Source organism: Frigoribacterium sp. MEB024, from assembly GCF_000878135.1.
Lineage (GTDB): Bacteria > Actinomycetota > Actinomycetes > Actinomycetales > Microbacteriaceae > Frigoribacterium.
In genome coordinates this window covers 147,943-165,338 of sequence record NZ_JXQZ01000001.1, presented here as the reverse complement: position 1 = coordinate 165,338, position 17,396 = coordinate 147,943, and the positions used below count along the sequence as shown (strand labels likewise).

Here is a 17,396-nt window from a genome sequence, read left to right as displayed (position 1 = left end):
GGTGGTCAGGTCAGGCCTTGTTGTCGGTGTCTTTGGCGACGGTCGAGTCGACCGGTGCGGACGAGGCGCGTTCACCGAACTCGGGCGCGTCGCCGATGACGCGGTCACGCTCGGTGCTGCCATCGGTCAGCGAGTCGGCGTCGTCGGCGACGGGCTCGTCGATGACCGGTTCGACGACGCGGCCCAGGGTCTGACGGTGGACCTTGAGGACGGTGCCGGGTGAGACCTCGACCTCGGCCACGTTGTTCTCGTCGTCGATGGAGACGACGGTGCCGTAGACGCCGAAGGACAACATGACCTCGACCCCGGGGACGAGCTTGTTCTGCAGTTCGGCCTGCTGACGGTCGCGCTTCTTCTTGTTGCGGAACATGAAGAACACGAGGACCACCAGGAGGAGGACCATGATGAGGGTTGCGGGATCCATGCGGAACTCCCTTTCGCTGTTGGGGGTGTGGGCCGAGCGGGACTCGCTTCAGCGAGCGACGGCCTCGGACCTGCAGGAATTATAGGTCATCGCCGAAGAGCGCCCCTGAGGCGTGCGCCAGGCCGAAGTGCCGCCAGGCCTCGGGAGTCGCGATGCGTCCTCGGGGCGTACGGGTGAGCAGGCCGACGCGGACCAGGAAGGGTTCGACGACGGACTCGATCGTGTCGGCCTCTTCGCCCACCGAGACCGCGAGCGTGTTGAGGCCGACGGGCCCGCCGCCGAAGCGGGTCAACACCGTCTGGACGACCTCGCGGTCGAGGCGGTCGAGCCCCAACGAATCGACGTCGTAGAGGTCGAGCGCCTCGCGCACGGTCGTCAGGTCTGCGTCACGCCCGTGGACGAGCGCGTAGTCGCGAACGCGTCGGAGCAGTCGGTTCGCGATGCGGGGGGTGCCGCGGCAGCGTCCGGCGATCTCGGCCAGGGCGGCACCGTCGATGACGATGCCGAGCAGCGTCGCGGCCCGACGGAGGACTTCGGTCAATTCGGCCTCGTCGTAGAACTCGAGGTGCGCCGTGAAGCCGAAGCGGTCGCGCAGGGGATTCGGCAGCAGTCCGCTGCGGGTGGTGGCGCCGACGAGCGTGAAGGGTGACAGCTCGAGCGGGATGCTGGTCGCGCCCGCTCCCTTGCCCACCATGATGTCGATGCGATAGTCCTCCATCGCGAGGTAGAGCATCTCTTCGGCGGGTCTCGCCATGCGGTGGATCTCGTCGATGAAGAGCACCTCGCCCGGCACGAGTGCGGAGAGGACGGCGGCGAGGTCACCGGCGTGCTGGATCGCGGGACCCGACGACATGCGCAGCGGGCGTGCCCCCTCGTGGGCGACGATCATCGCCAGGGTCGTCTTGCCGAGCCCGGGCGGCCCGGCGAGCAAGATGTGGTCGGGCGTGCGGCCTTGCATCGTCGCGGCCTTGAGCAACAGCTCGAGCTGGCCCCGGACCTTGGTCTGCCCGACGAACTCGCCGAGCGAGGTGGGCCGCAGCGCCCCCTCGAAGGCCAACTCGGCCTCGGACTCGAGGGTGGGTCGGGTCAGGTCGTCGTCGGTCACGCGCGGGCCCCGGGGGACTTCTGCGGCCCGAGGTGACCGAGAGCCGCGCGCAACAGCTGCGGCACGGCCACCGCGACGACGTCGCCCCGGTCGGCCACGACGGTGTCGATGGCGACCTGGGCCTCACGCTCGGACCAGCCGAGCCCGACCAGCGCGACGAGCACGTCGGCAGCGGTCGTGGACGCGGCCGTGACGGTCGGCGCGGTCGGTGCGACGTCGAGCTTGCCGGCCAACGACAGGACGATGAGTTTGGCCGTCTTGGGACCGATGCCCGAGACGCGACGGAACGCGGCGTCGTCGTCGTCGGCCACAGCGGTGGCGACCTGATGAGGTGTGAGCGTCGACAGGACGCCCTGGGCGGACTTCGGCCCGACGCCGGTGACGCTGCGCAGCAGGTCGAAGACCTCGAGTTCTTCCCGGTCGGCGAACCCGAAGAGCGAGAGGTCGTCTTCTCGGACGATCAACGCCGTGTGGACGAGCGCCTGCTCGCCGACGCGAACCGTCAGCGCGAGTTGCGGGGTGACCGACACCCGGAGGCCCACCCCGCCGACCTCGACCACGACCGACGTGCCGGACGCGGACAGGACGGTACCGCGGACACTCGAGATCATGCCCCCAGCCTAGGAGTGCGCACCGACTTCTCGGCGTCGCGCCACGCTCGCTGGGCAGGGGTGAGCGACCCCGAGGAGGCGCGGGCGGCGACGGGCGCGCCCCGCCAGGCATGACAGATGGCCAGGGCCAAGGCATCGGCGGCGTCCGCCGGCCGGGGGGCCTCGGCGAGCCCGAGCAAGCGGGCGACCATCGTGCCGACCTGCTTCTTGTCGGCGGACCCGTACCCGGTCACGGCCGCCTTCACTTCGGACGGCGTGTGCAGCGTGACGGGGATCTCGCGTTCGGCTGCGGCACGCAGGGCGAGGCCGCTGACCTGCGCAACCCCCATGACGCTGCGGACGTTCTGCTGGGCGAAGACCCGCTCGATCGCCATGGCGTCCGGCCGGTGTTCGTCGATGAGCGCCTCGAGACCGCGACCGAGGGCGAGGAGACGCAACTCGAGGGCGAGGTCGGGGGCGGTGCGGATGACCTGGACGTCGACCAGGGTCGCGCGCCGCTGGGCGTCGACCTCGACCACCCCGACCCCGCACCGGGTGAGCCCGGGGTCGATGCCGAGCACCCGGAGCGTCACCGCCTCGGCCTAGTCTTCGTCGTCGAGCGCGGCCTGCACGTCGGCGGGGACGTCGTGGTTCGCATAGACGTTCTGCACGTCGTCGTCGTCGTCGAGGGCGTCGATGAGGCGGAAGACCTTGCGGGCCGTCTCGAGGTCGACCTCGATCTTGAGCCCGGGAACGAACTCGATGTCGGCCGAGTCGTAGTCGATGCCGGCGTCCTGGAGGGCCGAGCGGGCCGGGACCAGGTCGGAGGCCTCGGTCACGATCTCGAAGCCCTCACCGCGGTCGGTGACCTCTTCGGCCCCGGCGTCGAGGACGGCCGTGAGGACGTCGTCCTCGGTGAGGTCGTCGGTCTTCATGACGGCGATGACGCCCTTGCGGCTGAAGTTGTAGGCCACGCTGCCGGGGTCGGCCATGGTGCCACCGTTGCGGGACATCACCGTGCGGACGTTGGCGGCCGCGCGGTTCTTGTTGTCGGTGAGGCACTCGATCAACAGGGCGACGCCGTTGGGCCCGTAGCCCTCGTACATGATCGTCTGGTAGTCGACGCTCTCACCGCTGAGACCGGCGCCGCGCTTGATGGCACGGTCGATGTTGTCGTTGGGGACCGAGGTCTTCTTGGCCTTCTGGACGGCGTCGACCAGCGTGGGGTTGCCGGACATGTCGGCACCGCCCTGCTTGGCCGCGACCTCGATGTTCTTGATGAGCTTGGCGAACGACTTGGCACGGCGGCTGTCGATGACAGCCTTCTTGTGCTTGGTCGTTGCCCACTTGGAATGCCCGGACACGGTGCTCCTTCAGATGCTGACGTGGATCGCGACGAGTCTACCGCGACGCCCGCGCACGGGCCTTGTCGAGGAACCGCGCGTGGAACCGGAGGTCGTCGGTGACCTCGGGGTGGAACGAGGTGCCCATCAGGGGGCCCTGCTCGACGGCGACGACCCGGCCGTCCTCGAGGACGCCGATGGCCGTCGCGGCCGGCCCGACCTCGTCGACCACCGGGGCCCGGATGAACACCGCGTGCACCGGCGGGCCGTCGAGCACGGGGACGTCGACGTCGGTCTCGAACGACTCGGTCTGCGAGCCGAAGGCGTTGCGCCGCACCGAGACGTCCAGGCCGCCGAGGCTCTGCTGCCCCGGGATGCCGTCCACGATGCGGTCCGCGAGCATGATGAGCCCGGCACACGTGCCGTAGACAGGAAGACCTGACCCGATGGCGCGTCGGAGGGGCTCGTCGAGGCCGAACATGCGCGACAGCTTGTCCATGACGCTGGACTCGCCACCCGGGATCACCAGGCCGTCGATCTCGTCGAGCTCGGACGCACGGCGGACCGGGACGGCCTCGGACCCCAGCGAGGTGAGGACGGCCAGGTGCTCACGAAAATCGCCCTGCAGGGCCAGGACTCCGACTCGAGGCGTTGGTTCGGTGGTCACCGACGATCGACCCCGGGGGTCACCAGCCGCGCTCGGCGAGGCGGTGGGGTGCGGGGAGATCGGGCACGTTGATGCCCACCATGGCCTCGCCGAGACCTCGCGAGGCGTCGGCCACGACCTGGGGGTCGTCGAAGAAGGTGGTGGCCTTGACGATCGCCTTCGCGCGGTCGGCCGGGTTGCCCGACTTGAAGATGCCCGAACCGACGAAGACGCCGTCGGCGCCGAGCTGCATCATGAGCGCCGCGTCCGCGGGCGTCGCGACGCCCCCGGCGGTGAAGAGGACGACGGGCAGCTTGCCGGTCTCGGCGATCTCTTTCACGAGCTCGAAGGGAGCCTGCAGCTCTTTGGCGGCGACGTAGAGCTCGTCGGCCTTGAGGCCCCGCAGCTGGGCGATCTCTTTGGAGATCGTGCGGATGTGCTTGGTCGCTTCCGACACGTCACCCGTGCCGGCCTCGCCCTTGGAGCGGATCATGGCCGCACCCTCGGTGATGCGGCGGAGCGCCTCGCCCAGGTTGGTGGCCCCGCACACGAAGGGGACGGTGAAGTTCCACTTGTCGATGTGGTTCACGTAGTCCGCGGGGCTCAGCACCTCGGACTCGTCGATGTAGTCGACGCCGAGGGTCTGCAGGATCTGCGCCTCGACGAAGTGGCCGATGCGGGCTTTTGCCATGACGGGGATCGACACGGCGGCGACGATCTCGTCGATCATGTCGGGGTCGCTCATGCGGGCGACCCCGCCCTGCGACCGGATGTCGGCGGGAACGCGCTCGAGGGCCATGACGGCGACCGCTCCGGCGTCTTCGGCGATCTTCGCCTGCTCTACGTTGACGACGTCCATGATGACGCCGCCCTTGAGCATCTCGGCGAGACCGCGCTTGACGCGGCTCGAACCGGTGGTGGAGGACTGGCTGGAGGCAGGGGTCGTGTCGCTCATGATGGCCCCTATCTTAGGCCCGATCAGCGGTCGGGTGACGCCGCCGGGACAGGACCGGCGCCTCCGGTCGGCCAGGCCTCGGCGACCGCGACGCGGACGTCGCCGAGCAACTGCGTGACGGCCTTCGTCTGCGCGATGATCGGGAAGAAGTTCGAGTCGCCGCCGTAACGGGGCACCACGTGCTGGTGCAGGTGGGCGGCGATGCCGGCTCCGCCGACCTGCCCCTGGTTCATGCCGATGTTGAAGCCCTGCGCGTGCGACACCCGGGTGAGGACCCGCATGGCGGTCTGCGTCAGCGACGCGATCTCGGCCACCTCGTCGGTCGTCGCGAGGTCGTAGGTCGAGACGTGCCGGTACGGGCAGACCAACAGGTGGCCAGGGTTGTAGGGGTAGAGGTTGAGCAACACGTAGGCGTGTTCGCCCCTCGCCACGATGAGGGCCTCGTCGTCGGACCTCGACGGGGCACTGCAGAACGGGCAGGAGTCGTCGTGGGCGTCCTGGCCCGCCTCGACGTAGACGGCGCGATGGGGCGTCCAGAGTCGCTGGAAGGCGTCGGGGACCGCGGCGAAGTCGGAGGAGCGCTCGGCCGTGGTCCCGTCGGCGCCCACGCTCAGACCTGGGCCTTGGTCTCGATGGCCGCGACGATCTTCGCGATCGCCTCGTCGAGCGGCACGCCGTTCTCCTGCGAGCCGTCGCGGTAGCGGAAGCTGACGGCACCGGCCGCACGATCGTCCTCGCCGGCGATCAGCTGGAACGGCACCTTGGCCTTGGTGTGCGTCCGGATCTTCTTCGGCATGCGGTCGTCGCTGTGGTCGACCTGGGCCCGGACGCCGACGTCGCGGAGGCGCGCCACGACCCCGTCGAGGTAGTCGCCGTACTCGTCGGCGACGGGGATCGCCACGACCTGGACCGGTGCGAGCCAGACCGGGAACGCACCCGCGTAGTGCTCGGTGAGCACGCCGAAGAAACGCTCGATCGAGCCGAACAGCGCCCGGTGGATCATCACCGGTCGCTGCCGGGACCCGTCGGCCGCCGTGTACTCGAGGTCGAATCGCTCGGGCAGGTTGAAGTCGAGCTGGACCGTGGACATCTGCCAGGTGCGCCCGATCGCGTCTCGCGCCTGGACCGAGATCTTGGGCCCGTAGAACGCCGCGCCGGCGGGATCGGGCACGAGCTCGAGACCGGTCTCTTCCGCGACCTGTCGCAGGGTCGCCGTCGCCTCGTCCCAGGTGGCGTCGTCGCCCACGTACTTCTCGGGGTCCTTCGTGGAGAGTTCGAGGTAGAAGTCGTCGAGTCCGTAGTCGCGCAGCAGGCTGAGGACGAAGTCGAGCGTGCCCTTGAGCTCGGCCGCCATGTCGTCACGGGTGGTGAAGATGTGCGCGTCGTCCTGCGTCATGCCGCGCACGCGGGTGAGGCCGTGGATGACGCCCGACTTCTCGTTGCGGTACACCGTGCCGAACTCGAACAAGCGCTGCGGCAGGTCGCGGTACGACTTCGCGGACGAGCGGTACGCCAGGATGTGCATCGGGCAGTTCATCGGCTTCAGGTAGTAGTCCGCGCCCTGACGGGTGATCTCGCCCTCGTCGTTGCGCGCCTCGTCGAGGTGCATCGCCGGGAACATGCCGTCTTTGTACCAACCCAGGTGGCCCGAGGTCTCGAAGAGAGCCGCCTTGGTGATGTGCGGCGTGTAGACGAACTCGTACCCGGCCTTCTCGTGGCGTTCGCGCGAGTAGTCCTCCATCTGGCGACGGATGATGCCGCCCTTGGGGTGGAAGATCGCGAGACCCGAGCCGATCTCGTCGGGGAACGAGAAGAGGTCGAGCTCGGCGCCGAGCTTGCGGTGGTCGCGCTTGGCGGCCTCCTCGAGTCGGGCCTGGTAAGCGCGGAGGTCGTCCTTGGTGGGCCACGCCGTGCCGTAGATCCGCTGCAGCTGGGGGTTCTTCTCGGACCCGCGCCAGTAGGCGGCCGCCACACGCATCAGCTTGGTGGCGTTGCCCAGGAGGCGCGTGCTGGGCACGTGCGGCCCGCGGCAGAGGTCGAACCAGACGACCTCGCCGGTCTTCGGGTCGAGGTTGTCGTAGACCGTGAGCTCGGCCCCGCCGACCTCGACCGACTCGCCGTCGGCTCCGAGCTCGTCGGCCGAGCCGCCCTTGAGCCCGATCAGCTCGAGCTTGAACGGCTCGTGGGCGAGCAGTTCGCGGGCCTCGTCGTCGCTGACGACGCGGCGACGGAAGCGCTGGCCCTGGCGGATGATGCGCTCCATGCCCTTCTCGATCGCCTTGAGGTCGTCGGGGGTGAAGGGCTCGGCGACGTCGAAGTCGTAGTAGAAGCCGTCGGTGACGGGCGGCCCGATGCCGAGCTTCGCCTCGGGGTTGATCTGCTGCACGGCCTGGGCCATGACGTGCGCCGCCGAGTGGCGCAGGATCGCCAGGCCGTCGGGTGAGTCGATCGTGACCGGCTCGGCCACGTCGCCCGCCTGCAGCTCGGTCGCCAGGTCTCGCAGCTCGCCGGCCACGCGGACGGCCACGACCGCCTTGTCGGTGAACAGCTCGAAGCCGGTCGTCGTCTCGGTGGCCTCGACGGCCGAGAGGCCGGACGGGGCTGGGGAGGCGGTCGGGTCGAGGTCGGTCTGGTCGGACACGGCGGTGGTTCCTATCGTCGAGGGGCGGGGACCACTTTAGCCGTCGACCGACCACCGTCCGGCCGGGACCGCCCCGGTGGACGACGCGCCCGCGGGACGGCTCAGGCGGCGCGCAGCTCGGTCGAGCAGGCCTCGGCCGCGACCCAGGCGAGCATGCCGCACTTGACCCTCATGACGAACTTCGAGACCCCGTGGAACACGACGGCGTCGCCGAGCACCTCGTCGTCGGGCTCACCGGCACCCCGGGACCGCATCATCTCGCGGAACTCCCCCACGAGCGCGTCGAGCTCGGGCAGCGTGCGACCCGGGGCCAACTGCGCCAGCACGGAGGCCGAGGCCATCGAGATGCTGCACCCCGCGCCCTGCCAGCGCAGGTCGGCGATGCGGTCGGTGCCCGGCTCGAGGGCGATGCGGACGGTGATCTCGTCACCGCAGGTCGGGTTGCGTTCGTGGTGCTGCGCGTCGGCTCCGGGCAGCTCGCCGTCGCCGTGCCGCGCCTTGGCGTGATCGAGGATGACCTGCTGGTACAGGCCGTCGAGGGCGGCGCTCACCGCGCCTCCTCGGCCTTCTCGTCGGCGGCCGTCGGGCCCGCGACGCCGAAGTAGTCGCGGACCTCGGCGACCCCGGCGACCAGCCGGTCGACCTCGTCGCTCGACGAGTACAGGTACGTGCTGGCGCGCGTCGTGGCCGTCACTCCGAGGCGACGATGGAGCGGTTGGGCGCAGTGGTGGCCGACGCGCACGGCGATCCCCCGGGCGTCGAGGAACTGGCCGACGTCGTGGGCGTGCACCCCGTCGACGACGAAGCTGGCGAGTCCCGACCGGGGCACCCCGGCGGGCGGTCCCACGACCGTGACGCCGTCGAGCGCGTCGAGACCGCGGACGAGCAGGTCGGCGAGGGCCTCTTCGTGCTCGCGCACGCGGCCCATGCCGACGGCGTCGAGGTAACGCACGGCCTCGGCGAGGGCCACGGCCTGCGACACGGGTTGCGTACCGGCCTCGAAGCGCTGCGGGGCGGGGAGGTACTCGGCGCCCTCCATCGTGACCGTCGTGATCATCGACCCGCCGGTACGGAAGGGCGGCAGGGCGTTCAACAGCTCGGCCTTGCCGTAGAGGACGCCGATGCCCGTGGGCCCCAACATCTTGTGGCCCGAGAACGCGGCGAAGTCGACGTCGAGGCCGTGCAGGTCGACGGGGCGGTGCGGCGCCGACTGGCACGCGTCGAGGACGACGAGGGCGCCGACGGCGCGCGCCAGCGCCACGAGCTCGGCGACGGGCGCGACGAAGCCGGTGACGTTCGAGACGTGGGCGAAGGCGAGGAGGCGCGTGCGGGGTCCGATCACGGACGCCGCGTCGGCGGTGGTCCAGGTGCCGTCGTCGCGGACGGGCACGAAACGCACCGTGGCGCCCGTCGTCGCGGCGAGTTCCTGCCACGGGACGAGGTTCGCGTGGTGCTCGGCCTCGGTGACGACGATCTCGTCACCGGGCGCGAGGGCGAAGCGACGCGCGGCCTCACCGCCCCGGCCGTGCGTGGCGTTCGCGACGCCGTACGCCACGAGGTTGAGCGCGTCGGTCGCGTTCGAGGTCCAGACGATCTCGTCGACGTCGGCACCGACGAAGCGGGCGACGGTCTCGCGTGCCTCTTCGTAGGCCTCGGTCGACATGGCCGCGAGCGTGTGCGCCCCACGGTGCACGGCCGAGTTCGTCGTCTCGAGGAAGCGGCGCTCGGCGGCGAGCACGGATGCGGGCCGCTGGGCGGTCGCCCCCGAGTCGAGGTAGGCGAGCGGCTCGCCGTTGACCTCCTGCCGAAGCAGCGGGAAGTCGGCGCGCAGACGGCGGGCGTCCTCGTCGGACAGCCCCGGACGGGCGGTGGATGGTGCGGAGGAGGTGGTGGTCACGATGTCCCTTCCCGTCGATCGTAGCGAGGCACCCCGGGGGGCCCGGCTCCGGCCGACACGGGACGCAACGGCCGACGGCCGCGCGGTGTTCCCGACCCCGTGGCTGTGACGCCGCGTGTCGAGCACGTCGCACACGTCGGGGGTCGGGGCCAGAGTGGTGGCGACGAACGGAGCACACCATGACGACCACCCCCGGCCGCATCGAGACCACCCACGCGGGAAGCCTGCCGCGCACACCCGAGCTGATCGCCGCGAACGACGCGCGCGCCCTCGGCGAGGACGGCTTCACCCTCGAGCGCACGCCCGAGTTCGACGCCCTGCTGACCGACGCCGTCGTCGATCTCGTCCGGCGCCAGAACGATCTCGGCATCACCATCGTCGGCGACGGCGAGTACGGCAAGGCGATGACGAGCGCCGTCGACTACGGCGCCTGGTGGTCGTACTCGTTCCAGCGCGTGAGCGGTCTCGCGTTGACGGGGTCGGACATCTTCAGCCAGCCGGCCGTGCGGTCCTCCCCCGGCGACGTGCGGCTGACGTCGTTCCCCGACCGTCGCGACTGGCAGACGTTCCACGACGCCTACACCGACCCGACCTCGGGCATCGGCACGGGCTCGGGCGCGACGCCGTTCCCGAGCACGACGGGCCCGCTGGCGTACGTCGGACGGGCCGCCATCGCCTCGGACATCGCCAACCTGAAGGCCGGCCTCGAGGCGAGCGGTTCGCGCTCGGGCTTCATCACCTCGCTGTCACCGGGCAGCGGAGCCCGCATCGCGAACGACTTCTACGCCACCGACGAAGAGCACATCTGGGCCTGGGCCGAGGTGCTGCGTGAGGAGTACACGGCGATCGTCGAGGCCGGCCTGACCGTGCAGATCGACGACCCCTCGATCGCCGAGAACTGGGACCAGATCAACCCCGAGCCGAGCGTCGAGGACTACCGCGCGTTCACCCGCATCCGGGTCGAGGCGCTCAACCACGCCCTGCGGGGCCTGCCGCCCGAGCAGGTGCGGTTCCACCTCTGTTGGGGCTCGTGGCACGGCCCGCACACGACCGACGTCGAGTTCCGCCACATCGTCGACCTCATGCTCGAGATCGACGCGGGCTCGTACTCGTTCGAGGCGGCCAACGTCCGTCACGACCACGAATGGAAACTCTGGCGCGACGTCGAGCTGCCCGCGGGCAAGAAGATCGTGCCGGGGGTCGTCAGCCACGCCACGAACGTGGTCGAGCACCCCGAACTCGTGGCCGACCGCATCGAACGGTTCGCGTCGCTGGTCGGACCCGAGAACGTCGTCGCCTCGACCGACTGCGGTCTCGGCGGTCGCATCCATCCGCAGATCGCCGTGGCCAAGCTGGCCTCGCTCGGCGAGGGCGCGCGCATCGCCTCGCACCGCCTGTTCGGCTGAGCATCTGCGGGGTGACGACCCGCGCCTCCTGGTCCGGTGGACGAGGAGGCGCGGGTCGACTCGCGAGCGGACGCCCCGTCAGTCGTCGAGCGGCTTGAGCACCCGCTGCAGGAACTGCTGCGTCCGGGCCTCGCGCGGGCGGGACAGCACGTCGGCGGGACGGCCCCGCTCGACGACGACGCCGGCGTCCATGAAGAGCAGCTCGTCGGCCACCCGTCGGGCGAACTCGAGTTCGTGGGTGACGACGATCATCGTCCAGCCCTCGTCGGCGAGTTCCTTCACGACGGTGAGCACGTCACCGACCAGTTCGGGGTCGAGGGCCGAGGTCGGCTCGTCGAAGAGCAGGAGTTCGGGCCGCAGGGCGAGCGCGCGCACGATGCCCACGCGCTGCTGCTGGCCTCCCGAGAGCTCGGCCGGGTAGGCGCCGGCCTTCTCGGCGAGGCCCACGCGCGCGAGGAGCGCCTCGGCCTCGGCCCGCGCCTCCTTCGGATCGCGTCCCTGGACGCGCACCGGTCCCTCGACGACGTTCTGCAGCACCGTGAGGTGCGGGAACAGGTTGAAGTGCTGGAACACCATCGACGAGCGGTCGCGGAGGGCCAGCAGGTCGCGCTTGCCGACCGTCGTGCCGAAGTCGATGGAGCGGCCGTCGGAGAGCGTGACGACTCCCCCGTCGGGCACCTCGAGGCTGTTGAGCGACCGCAGCACGGTCGTCTTGCCCGACCCCGAAGGGCCGATGATGGCGACGACGCGTCCGCGGTGCACCTCGAGATCGATGCCGCGCAGCACCTCGTTCGCGCCGAACGCCTTGTGCAGGCCTCGGACGGTCAGCACGGGGGCACCGGTCGCGCCGGAGGGCCGGGGCGGGGTGACGTCAGCGGGCAACGTGGCGGTCCAATCTCTTCTCGAGGGCGTCCTGCCCGAACGACAGGATCAGGCAGATCACCCAGTAGACCAGGGCGGCCTCGAGGTAGATGAGCAGGAACTGGTTCGAGACCGTCGCGATCTGCTGCGCCTGACGGAAGAGCTCGACGACGAGGATGACGCTCGCCAACGAGGTGTCCTTGACCAGGCTGATGAAGGTGTTCGACAGCGGCGGCACCGAGACGCGGGCCGCCTGCGGCAGGATGATCCGCCGCAGGGCGAGCCCCCGCGACATGCCGATCGTGTGGGCGGCCTCCCATTGCCCCTTGGGCACCGAGAGGATGGCCGCGCGGATGACCTCGGCCGCGTACCCGCCGACGTTCAAGGAGAACGCGATGATGGCGCTGGGCCACGGATCGAGCTTGACGCCGATCGACGGAAGGCCGTAGAAGACGACGAAGAGCTGCACGAGCAGCGGCGTGCCCCGGATGATCGAGATGTAGACCCGGGCGATGCCCGCGAGCACCGCCTTGCCCGACAGGCGCATCAGCGCGATGACGACGGCGATGACCAGCCCGATCGCCATCGACGCGAAGGCGAGCGGGATCGACGCGACGAGCGCCCCCGACACGATCGGCCAGAGCGACCGCCAGAAGAGGTCGACGGAGGACTGCACGCCTACTCGCTGACGTCCTGGCCGAAGTACTTCTCGCTGATGGTCGCCAGCGTGCCGTCGGCCTTCAGCTCGGCGAGGGCGTCGTCGATCGCCGTCACGAGGTCGTCGCTGCCCTTGGTGGTGACCAGGGCCGAGCGCGACACGTCGTCGGTGGTCGCCGCGATCTTGATGCCGGCGGCCTGGTCGGGGTTGGTCTTGACGTAGTCGAGGAAGGTCAGTTCGTCGTTGACCGTCGCGTCGATGCGGCCCTGCTCGAGGAGCGCGACCGATTGGGCCCAGCCCTCGACGACCTGCACGTCCGCGCCCGCGTCCTTGGCGGTCGTGTAGAAGTTGCTCGACTGCGACTGGGCCGTCGTCTTGCCCTTCAGGTCGGCGAGCGAGGTGATGTCGGTGTTGTCGGCGGGAGTGATGACGACACCGCGGCTGACCGTGTAGGGCGTCGAGAAGTCGTACGTGGCCTCACGCTCGTCGGTGATCGAGATCTGGTTCGCCACGAGGTCGAAGCGGCCGGCGGTGAGCCCGGCGAGCAGGGCGTCGAACTGCGTCTCCTCGAAGGTCGGGGTGACGCCGAGCTTCTCGGCGACGGCCGTGGCGACGTCGACGTCGTAGCCGGTCAGTGCGCCGGCCCCGCCCTCGTGGTAGGTGAACGGCTGGTAGGTGCCCTCGGTGCCGATGACGAGCTCGCCGGCCGCCTGGATGTCGGACAGGCTCTTCGCCGCGCTCGTGTCCGCGGTCGCGCTGCCGGTGGACTGGACGACCCCGTCCGTGGAGGCGGGCGCGCAGGCGGCCAGCGCGATGGCGGCGGCGGCGACGACGCCGACGGAGGCGAGTCGACGGACGGTGCGGACGGCGGTGATCTTCACGAGGGTTCCTTTGCTGCGGCTCGGGGGTCGGACGAGCCTCCCGACACTAACGCCGCGGGGGCGGACGGGATTCCCGATGACTCCGCATGACGTGGCGGCCACGGAGGCCGGGCGTCGTCGCGCACCCGGCGGCGTCGCCACGCACCCGTCAGCGTCGCGCGATCGCCTCCGCCACCGAGGGGGCGCCGTCGAGGCGCACGTGCCGGTGGGCCACGTCGTCGGCCGAGACGGCGACGGTGCTGAGCGACAGCGAGTGGAAGAGGTGCCCGTCGACCAGGTCGGCCCGCACGAGCGCGTCGACGTCGTCCGTCGGCAGGGCGCTGCTCTCGCGCAGCAGGTCGAGCCACGGCGTCCAGCTGCCCTCGCCCTCGGTCGCCGCCGGCAACGGACCGGTCGGAGGCGCGACGTCACGGAACCGAGGCAGCCAACGAGCGACACGCGGCACGGACCGGTCGTCGGGGGCGGCGTGCGTGAGCAGGTGCACCCCGGGGGCGAGGCGGACCGTCTCGGTGGCGATGCCGTCCCAGACGGAGTGCACCGCGCCTCCTGCGTCCGCCGTGAGCAGGTTGAAGGTGCGGGTCGTCTGCGGGCCGTCGGGCAGGACGCCGCCGGCGGCCGCCCTCAGGGGCAGGGCGCCTCGGGTGGTCCATCCGCCGGCCGGCGGTGCGGGCGTCTCGTGACGGTTCAACACGACGCTCGCACGACTCGGCCCCCGGGCGGTGGCCAACCACGCGCCGCCCGCCTCGCGGTCGTGTACCCCGGTCACCCGCTCGCCGAGGTCGGGCCACCAGGGGCCCGGCTCGTCCCAGGGGCGGTCGGGCGACTCGTCACGGAGTCCCAGGAAGACGACGGGCCAGGGCTCGCTCGGCTGGACGGCGACGACGACGGTGCACATGGGGTCCTCAGGGTGGGGTCTCGTCGGGTCGGGGCCGACGCTCGGCCGCGGGATGCGGCATCGTGGGGGGCAACGCTACCGACCCGGCTCCGGGTCGGCCGACCGACGCATGGATCGACGAGGCCCACCGTGACGCACGACCACCCCCGCTCCTCCCCCGCCGACGCCCCGCGTCGCTTGTCCGTCGTCGTCGGCGTCTCGGGCGGCATCGCGGCGTACAAGGCCGTGGGGGTCGTCCGCGGCCTCGTGCTCCGAGGTCACGACGTGCACGTCGTGCCGACCGAGGCCGCCCTTCGCTTCGTCGGGGCGCCCACCTGGGAGGCCACGAGCCGCAACCCCGTGCACACGTCCGTCTTCGACGACGTCGCCGAGGTACGGCACGTGGCGCTGGGGCAACGGGCCGACCTGATCGTCGTGGCACCGGCGACCGCCCACACCCTCGCCAAGATCGCCCACGGGCTGTCGGACGACCTGCTCGGCACGACGATCCTCGCGAGCACCGCACCGCTCGTCGTCGCACCCGCCATGCACACCGAGATGTGGCTGAATCCGGCCACGGTCGCGAACGTCGACCTGCTGAGGTCGCGCGGGGTGACCGTCGTCGGCCCGGGCGACGGACCGCTGACCGGGGGCGACGTCGGACCCGGGCGGCTCGTCGAGCCCGACGAGATCGTCGCCACGGCCCTCGCCCGGTTCTCCGACGCGACCGGTCGCGCGGCCTCCCCCGACGCCGTCCCGGGCGATCGGGACGAGGAGGCGCGGGTCGGCGACCTGGACGGCCTGCGGCTGGTCGTCTCCCTCGGCGGCACCCGCGAGCCCCTCGATCCCGTGCGGTTCGTCGGCAACCGATCCAGCGGCAAGCAGGGAGCGGCTCTCGCCCTGGCCGCTGCCCGACGCGGCGCCCGCGTCACCGTCGTCGCCGCTGCCCTCGACGGAGCCGTGCGGCAGATGCTCGAGACGGGCGACGTCGTCGACGTCGTCGAGGTCGGCACGGCCCTCGAACTCGAGGCCGCGATGACCGAGCACGCGCCGGTCGCCGACGTCATCGTGATGGCCGCGGCGGTCGCCGACTACCGGCCCGTCTCGGTGGCCGACGGGAAGATCCGGAAGGACGAATCGGGCGACGAACTGACCGTCCGTCTGGTGCGCACCCCGGACGTCCTGGCCGGGCTCGTGGCCCGTCGGGCCGTGGGGCAGGTGGTCGTCGGCTTCGCGGCCGAGACGGCGGCCGACCGGGATGAACTGCTCTCGCTCGGGCGCGCCAAGCAGCGGCGGAAGGGAGCGGACCTGTTGGTCCTCAACACGGTGGGGTGGACGACCGGCTTCGGCAGCGACGACACGGCGGTCGTGGTGATCGACGCCGACGGCGAGGTGGTGTCCGAGGCCGAGGGGACGAAGACCGCCGTGGCCGAGACGGTGCTCGATGCCGTGGCTCTCCGTCGTGTCGTGGGTCGTGGGTCGGGTGGTGACACGTCTCCGGTGCTCCCCGCCGCGTCGTCGGGAGCGCGCGCATGAGCCCCCGCGAGCAGGCCGACCCCCGCCTCGGCACGACCGTCGGCGGTCGCTACCGCCTCGACGCGATCGTCGGTCGCGGTGGCATGGGGGCCGTCTACCGAGCGAACGACCTCGACCTCGGTCGGGTGGTCGCCGTCAAGCTCTTCTCGTCGGACGGGCACGACGTCCACGACCTCAGTCGGCAGGTCAGCGAGGTGCGCCTCCTCGCCTCCCTCAACCACCCGGGGCTCGTCACGCTCTACGACGCCCGGGTCGAGGGCGACGGCCACGACGACGACGCCTACCTCGTGATGGAGTACGTCGACGGTCCGACCCTGCAGGCCGTGCTCGCCGACGGGCCGCTGTCACACGCCCAGGCCGCGGCGCTGCTCGGCGACGTCGCGGACGGCCTGGCGGCGGTCCACCGTGCGGGCGTCGTCCACCGGGACGTCAAGCCCGCGAACATCCTGCTCGCGGCACCGCACCACGAGGGCGAGCCCCGCAGGGCGAAGCTCGCCGACTTCGGCATCGCCTACCTGATCGACTCGACGCGGGTGACGGCCACGGGCACCTTGATGGGCACCGCCGCCTTCGTCAGCCCGGAGCAGGCCGAGGGGCGACCGCCGGCCCCCGCGTCCGACGTCTATTCGCTCGGTCTGGTCCTGGTCGAGGCGCTGACCGGGCAACGCGTCTTCACGGGTTCGGTCGTCGAGTCCGTGATGGCTCGCCTGACTCGAGACCCCGAGATCCCGGCCTCGATCGGTTCGGGGTGGGCGGAGCTGCTGACGCGCATGACCTCGCGTGCACCGGAGGGCCGCCCGGCCGCCACGGAGGTCGCCCGTGCGGCCCGCACGCTGGCCGTCGAGGGAGCCGGGTCCACCGACGCCGTCACGCGCGTCATGGCCGCTCCCGACGTGCCGACGGCCGCTCTGCCCGGCGGCGACACGCCCACCCGGGCCCTAACCCGGGACGACGCTCGCACGCAGGTGCTCGGAGCGGGAGCGGCCTCCAGGGCGGACGCGACGGGCCTCGTCGCCGACGTCGAGCCCGACGACGGGAAGCGGAAGCGCCGGCGCTGGCCGCTCGTGCTGGCGGCGATCGTCGTCGCGGTGCTCCTGGCGGCCGGCATCGGTTGGGCCGCCACCCGCGACGATGGAACGGTCGATCCGACGGAGAGCACGAGTCCGAGCGTCGAGACGGATCCGTCGACGACGCCGTCCGAGTCGTCGGACGAGGACTCGCCGTCGCCGTCCGACGACTCCACCGACGAGTCACCGGCGGACCCGGCTCCCTCCGATGAGGTGAGCCCCACCCAGGAGGCGCCGGTCGAGCCGACGACGCAGCCGACGGTCGACCCCGTGACGCCCCCGACGGTCGACGTTCCCGGCGGCAACAGCGGGCCCGGCAACAGCGGAAACGGCAACGGGAACGGGAACGGCGGGCCGGGCAACAACGGCAACGGAAACGGCCGGGGCAACGGAATCGGTCTCGGGACAGGAACCGGCACCCCCTAGAGGCCACGACATGCCGCTCCCCTCGTGAGGAGAGCGGCATGTCCGATCGTGTCGGCCCGGGAGGTGAAGCGCTCTCGACCGTGGGA

The 17,396-nt window shown here is 71.3% G+C and carries 18 protein-coding genes; 3 read left to right on the top strand and 15 right to left on the bottom strand.

Annotated elements, in window-relative coordinates:
• Positions 1–10: 10 nt before the first annotated feature.
• The 11 genes from yajC to SZ60_RS00690 form a co-directional block, all read right to left on the bottom strand.
• Positions 11–424 (bottom strand): preprotein translocase subunit YajC, encoded by a 414-nt coding sequence (gene yajC, locus SZ60_RS00740; protein WP_043592725.1) that lies wholly within the window; start codon positions 422–424, stop codon positions 11–13.
• 79 nt (positions 425–503) lie between these two features.
• Complete coding sequence (gene ruvB / locus SZ60_RS00735) at positions 504–1,529, bottom strand: Holliday junction branch migration DNA helicase RuvB (RefSeq protein ID WP_043592723.1); 1,026 nt, start codon at positions 1,527–1,529, stop codon at positions 504–506.
• Positions 1,526–2,140 (bottom strand): Holliday junction branch migration protein RuvA, encoded by a 615-nt coding sequence (ruvA, locus tag SZ60_RS00730; RefSeq protein ID WP_043592722.1) that lies wholly within the window; start codon positions 2,138–2,140, stop codon positions 1,526–1,528. Before ruvA ends, ruvB begins: the two co-directional genes overlap by 4 nt.
• On the bottom strand, positions 2,137–2,712 hold the full coding sequence (gene ruvC, locus SZ60_RS00725) for a crossover junction endodeoxyribonuclease RuvC (protein WP_043592720.1): 576 nt from the start codon (positions 2,710–2,712) through the stop codon (positions 2,137–2,139). The genes ruvA and ruvC overlap by 4 nt, the downstream gene beginning before the upstream one ends.
• A gap of 9 nt (positions 2,713–2,721) precedes the next feature.
• On the bottom strand, positions 2,722–3,483 hold the full coding sequence (locus tag SZ60_RS00720; RefSeq protein WP_043592719.1) for a YebC/PmpR family DNA-binding transcriptional regulator: 762 nt from the start codon (positions 3,481–3,483) through the stop codon (positions 2,722–2,724).
• 37 nt (positions 3,484–3,520) lie between these two features.
• Entirely contained in the window at positions 3,521–4,129 is a 609-nt protein-coding gene (pdxT, locus tag SZ60_RS00715; RefSeq protein ID WP_043592717.1) for a pyridoxal 5'-phosphate synthase glutaminase subunit PdxT, read from the bottom strand.
• 19 nt (positions 4,130–4,148) lie between these two features.
• Positions 4,149–5,063 carry a pyridoxal 5'-phosphate synthase lyase subunit PdxS gene (gene pdxS, locus SZ60_RS00710; RefSeq protein ID WP_043592715.1) on the bottom strand — a complete coding sequence of 305 codons (915 nt, stop codon included), beginning with the start codon at positions 5,061–5,063 and terminating at the stop codon, positions 4,149–4,151.
• A gap of 23 nt (positions 5,064–5,086) precedes the next feature.
• Positions 5,087–5,671 (bottom strand): HIT domain-containing protein, encoded by a 585-nt coding sequence (locus tag SZ60_RS00705; RefSeq protein WP_043592713.1) that lies wholly within the window; start codon positions 5,669–5,671, stop codon positions 5,087–5,089.
• Positions 5,672–5,673: 2 nt separating this feature from the next.
• Positions 5,674–7,611: a threonine--tRNA ligase gene (gene thrS / locus SZ60_RS00700; RefSeq protein WP_231567016.1), complete on the bottom strand. Its 1,938-nt coding sequence runs from the start codon at positions 7,609–7,611 to the stop codon at positions 5,674–5,676.
• A 194-nt stretch (positions 7,612–7,805) separates the two neighbouring features.
• Positions 7,806–8,255 (bottom strand): Fe-S cluster assembly sulfur transfer protein SufU, encoded by a 450-nt coding sequence (gene sufU, locus SZ60_RS00695; RefSeq protein ID WP_043592710.1) that lies wholly within the window; start codon positions 8,253–8,255, stop codon positions 7,806–7,808.
• Positions 8,252–9,604: an aminotransferase class V-fold PLP-dependent enzyme gene (locus SZ60_RS00690; protein WP_369700675.1), complete on the bottom strand. Its 1,353-nt coding sequence runs from the start codon at positions 9,602–9,604 to the stop codon at positions 8,252–8,254. Before SZ60_RS00690 ends, sufU begins: the two co-directional genes overlap by 4 nt.
• A gap of 176 nt (positions 9,605–9,780) precedes the next feature.
• On the opposite strand from SZ60_RS00690, the gene SZ60_RS00685 reads away from it, so the two are divergent.
• Positions 9,781–11,007: a cobalamin-independent methionine synthase II family protein gene (locus SZ60_RS00685; RefSeq protein ID WP_043592709.1), complete on the top strand. Its 1,227-nt coding sequence runs from the start codon at positions 9,781–9,783 to the stop codon at positions 11,005–11,007.
• A gap of 78 nt (positions 11,008–11,085) precedes the next feature.
• Here SZ60_RS00685 and SZ60_RS00680 read toward each other — a convergent pair whose 3' ends face one another.
• The 4 genes from SZ60_RS00680 to SZ60_RS00665 form a co-directional block, all read right to left on the bottom strand.
• Positions 11,086–11,889 (bottom strand): amino acid ABC transporter ATP-binding protein, encoded by an 804-nt coding sequence (locus SZ60_RS00680; protein ID WP_043592707.1) that lies wholly within the window; start codon positions 11,887–11,889, stop codon positions 11,086–11,088.
• Entirely contained in the window at positions 11,879–12,544 is a 666-nt protein-coding gene (locus tag SZ60_RS00675; protein WP_043592706.1) for an amino acid ABC transporter permease, read from the bottom strand. The genes SZ60_RS00680 and SZ60_RS00675 overlap by 11 nt, the downstream gene beginning before the upstream one ends.
• Before the next feature lie 2 nt (positions 12,545–12,546).
• The gene (locus SZ60_RS00670) at positions 12,547–13,401 is read right to left on the bottom strand and encodes an amino acid ABC transporter substrate-binding protein (protein ID WP_043592870.1); all 855 of its coding nucleotides are present in this window, start codon (positions 13,399–13,401) and stop codon (positions 12,547–12,549) included.
• Between the two features lie 154 nt (positions 13,402–13,555).
• Positions 13,556–14,302 (bottom strand): NRDE family protein, encoded by a 747-nt coding sequence (locus SZ60_RS00665; protein ID WP_052505059.1) that lies wholly within the window; start codon positions 14,300–14,302, stop codon positions 13,556–13,558.
• 177 nt (positions 14,303–14,479) lie between these two features.
• On the opposite strand from SZ60_RS00665, the gene coaBC reads away from it, so the two are divergent.
• Positions 14,480–15,817 carry a bifunctional phosphopantothenoylcysteine decarboxylase/phosphopantothenate--cysteine ligase CoaBC gene (coaBC, locus tag SZ60_RS00660; protein WP_082059753.1) on the top strand — a complete coding sequence of 446 codons (1,338 nt, stop codon included), beginning with the start codon at positions 14,480–14,482 and terminating at the stop codon, positions 15,815–15,817.
• On the top strand, positions 15,814–17,310 hold the full coding sequence (locus tag SZ60_RS00655) for a serine/threonine-protein kinase (protein WP_043592704.1): 1,497 nt from the start codon (positions 15,814–15,816) through the stop codon (positions 17,308–17,310). The genes coaBC and SZ60_RS00655 overlap by 4 nt, the downstream gene beginning before the upstream one ends.
• The last annotated feature ends 86 nt before the right edge of the window (positions 17,311–17,396 follow it).

Excerpts from the sequence above, each read along its gene's own strand:
- SZ60_RS00665 (WP_052505059.1), bottom strand. The coding sequence starts at position 14,302 with ATGTGCACCGTCGTCGTCGCCGTCCAGCCGAGCGAGCCCTGGCCCGTC.
- SZ60_RS00655 (WP_043592704.1), top strand. The coding sequence starts at position 15,814 with ATGAGCCCCCGCGAGCAGGCCGACCCCCGCCTCGGCACGACCGTCGGC.
- ruvA (WP_043592722.1), bottom strand. The coding sequence starts at position 2,140 with ATGATCTCGAGTGTCCGCGGTACCGTCCTGTCCGCGTCCGGCACGTCG.
- SZ60_RS00685 (WP_043592709.1), top strand. The coding sequence starts at position 9,781 with ATGACGACCACCCCCGGCCGCATCGAGACCACCCACGCGGGAAGCCTG.
- yajC (WP_043592725.1), bottom strand. The coding sequence starts at position 424 with ATGGATCCCGCAACCCTCATCATGGTCCTCCTCCTGGTGGTCCTCGTG.
- pdxS (WP_043592715.1), bottom strand. The coding sequence starts at position 5,063 with ATGAGCGACACGACCCCTGCCTCCAGCCAGTCCTCCACCACCGGTTCG.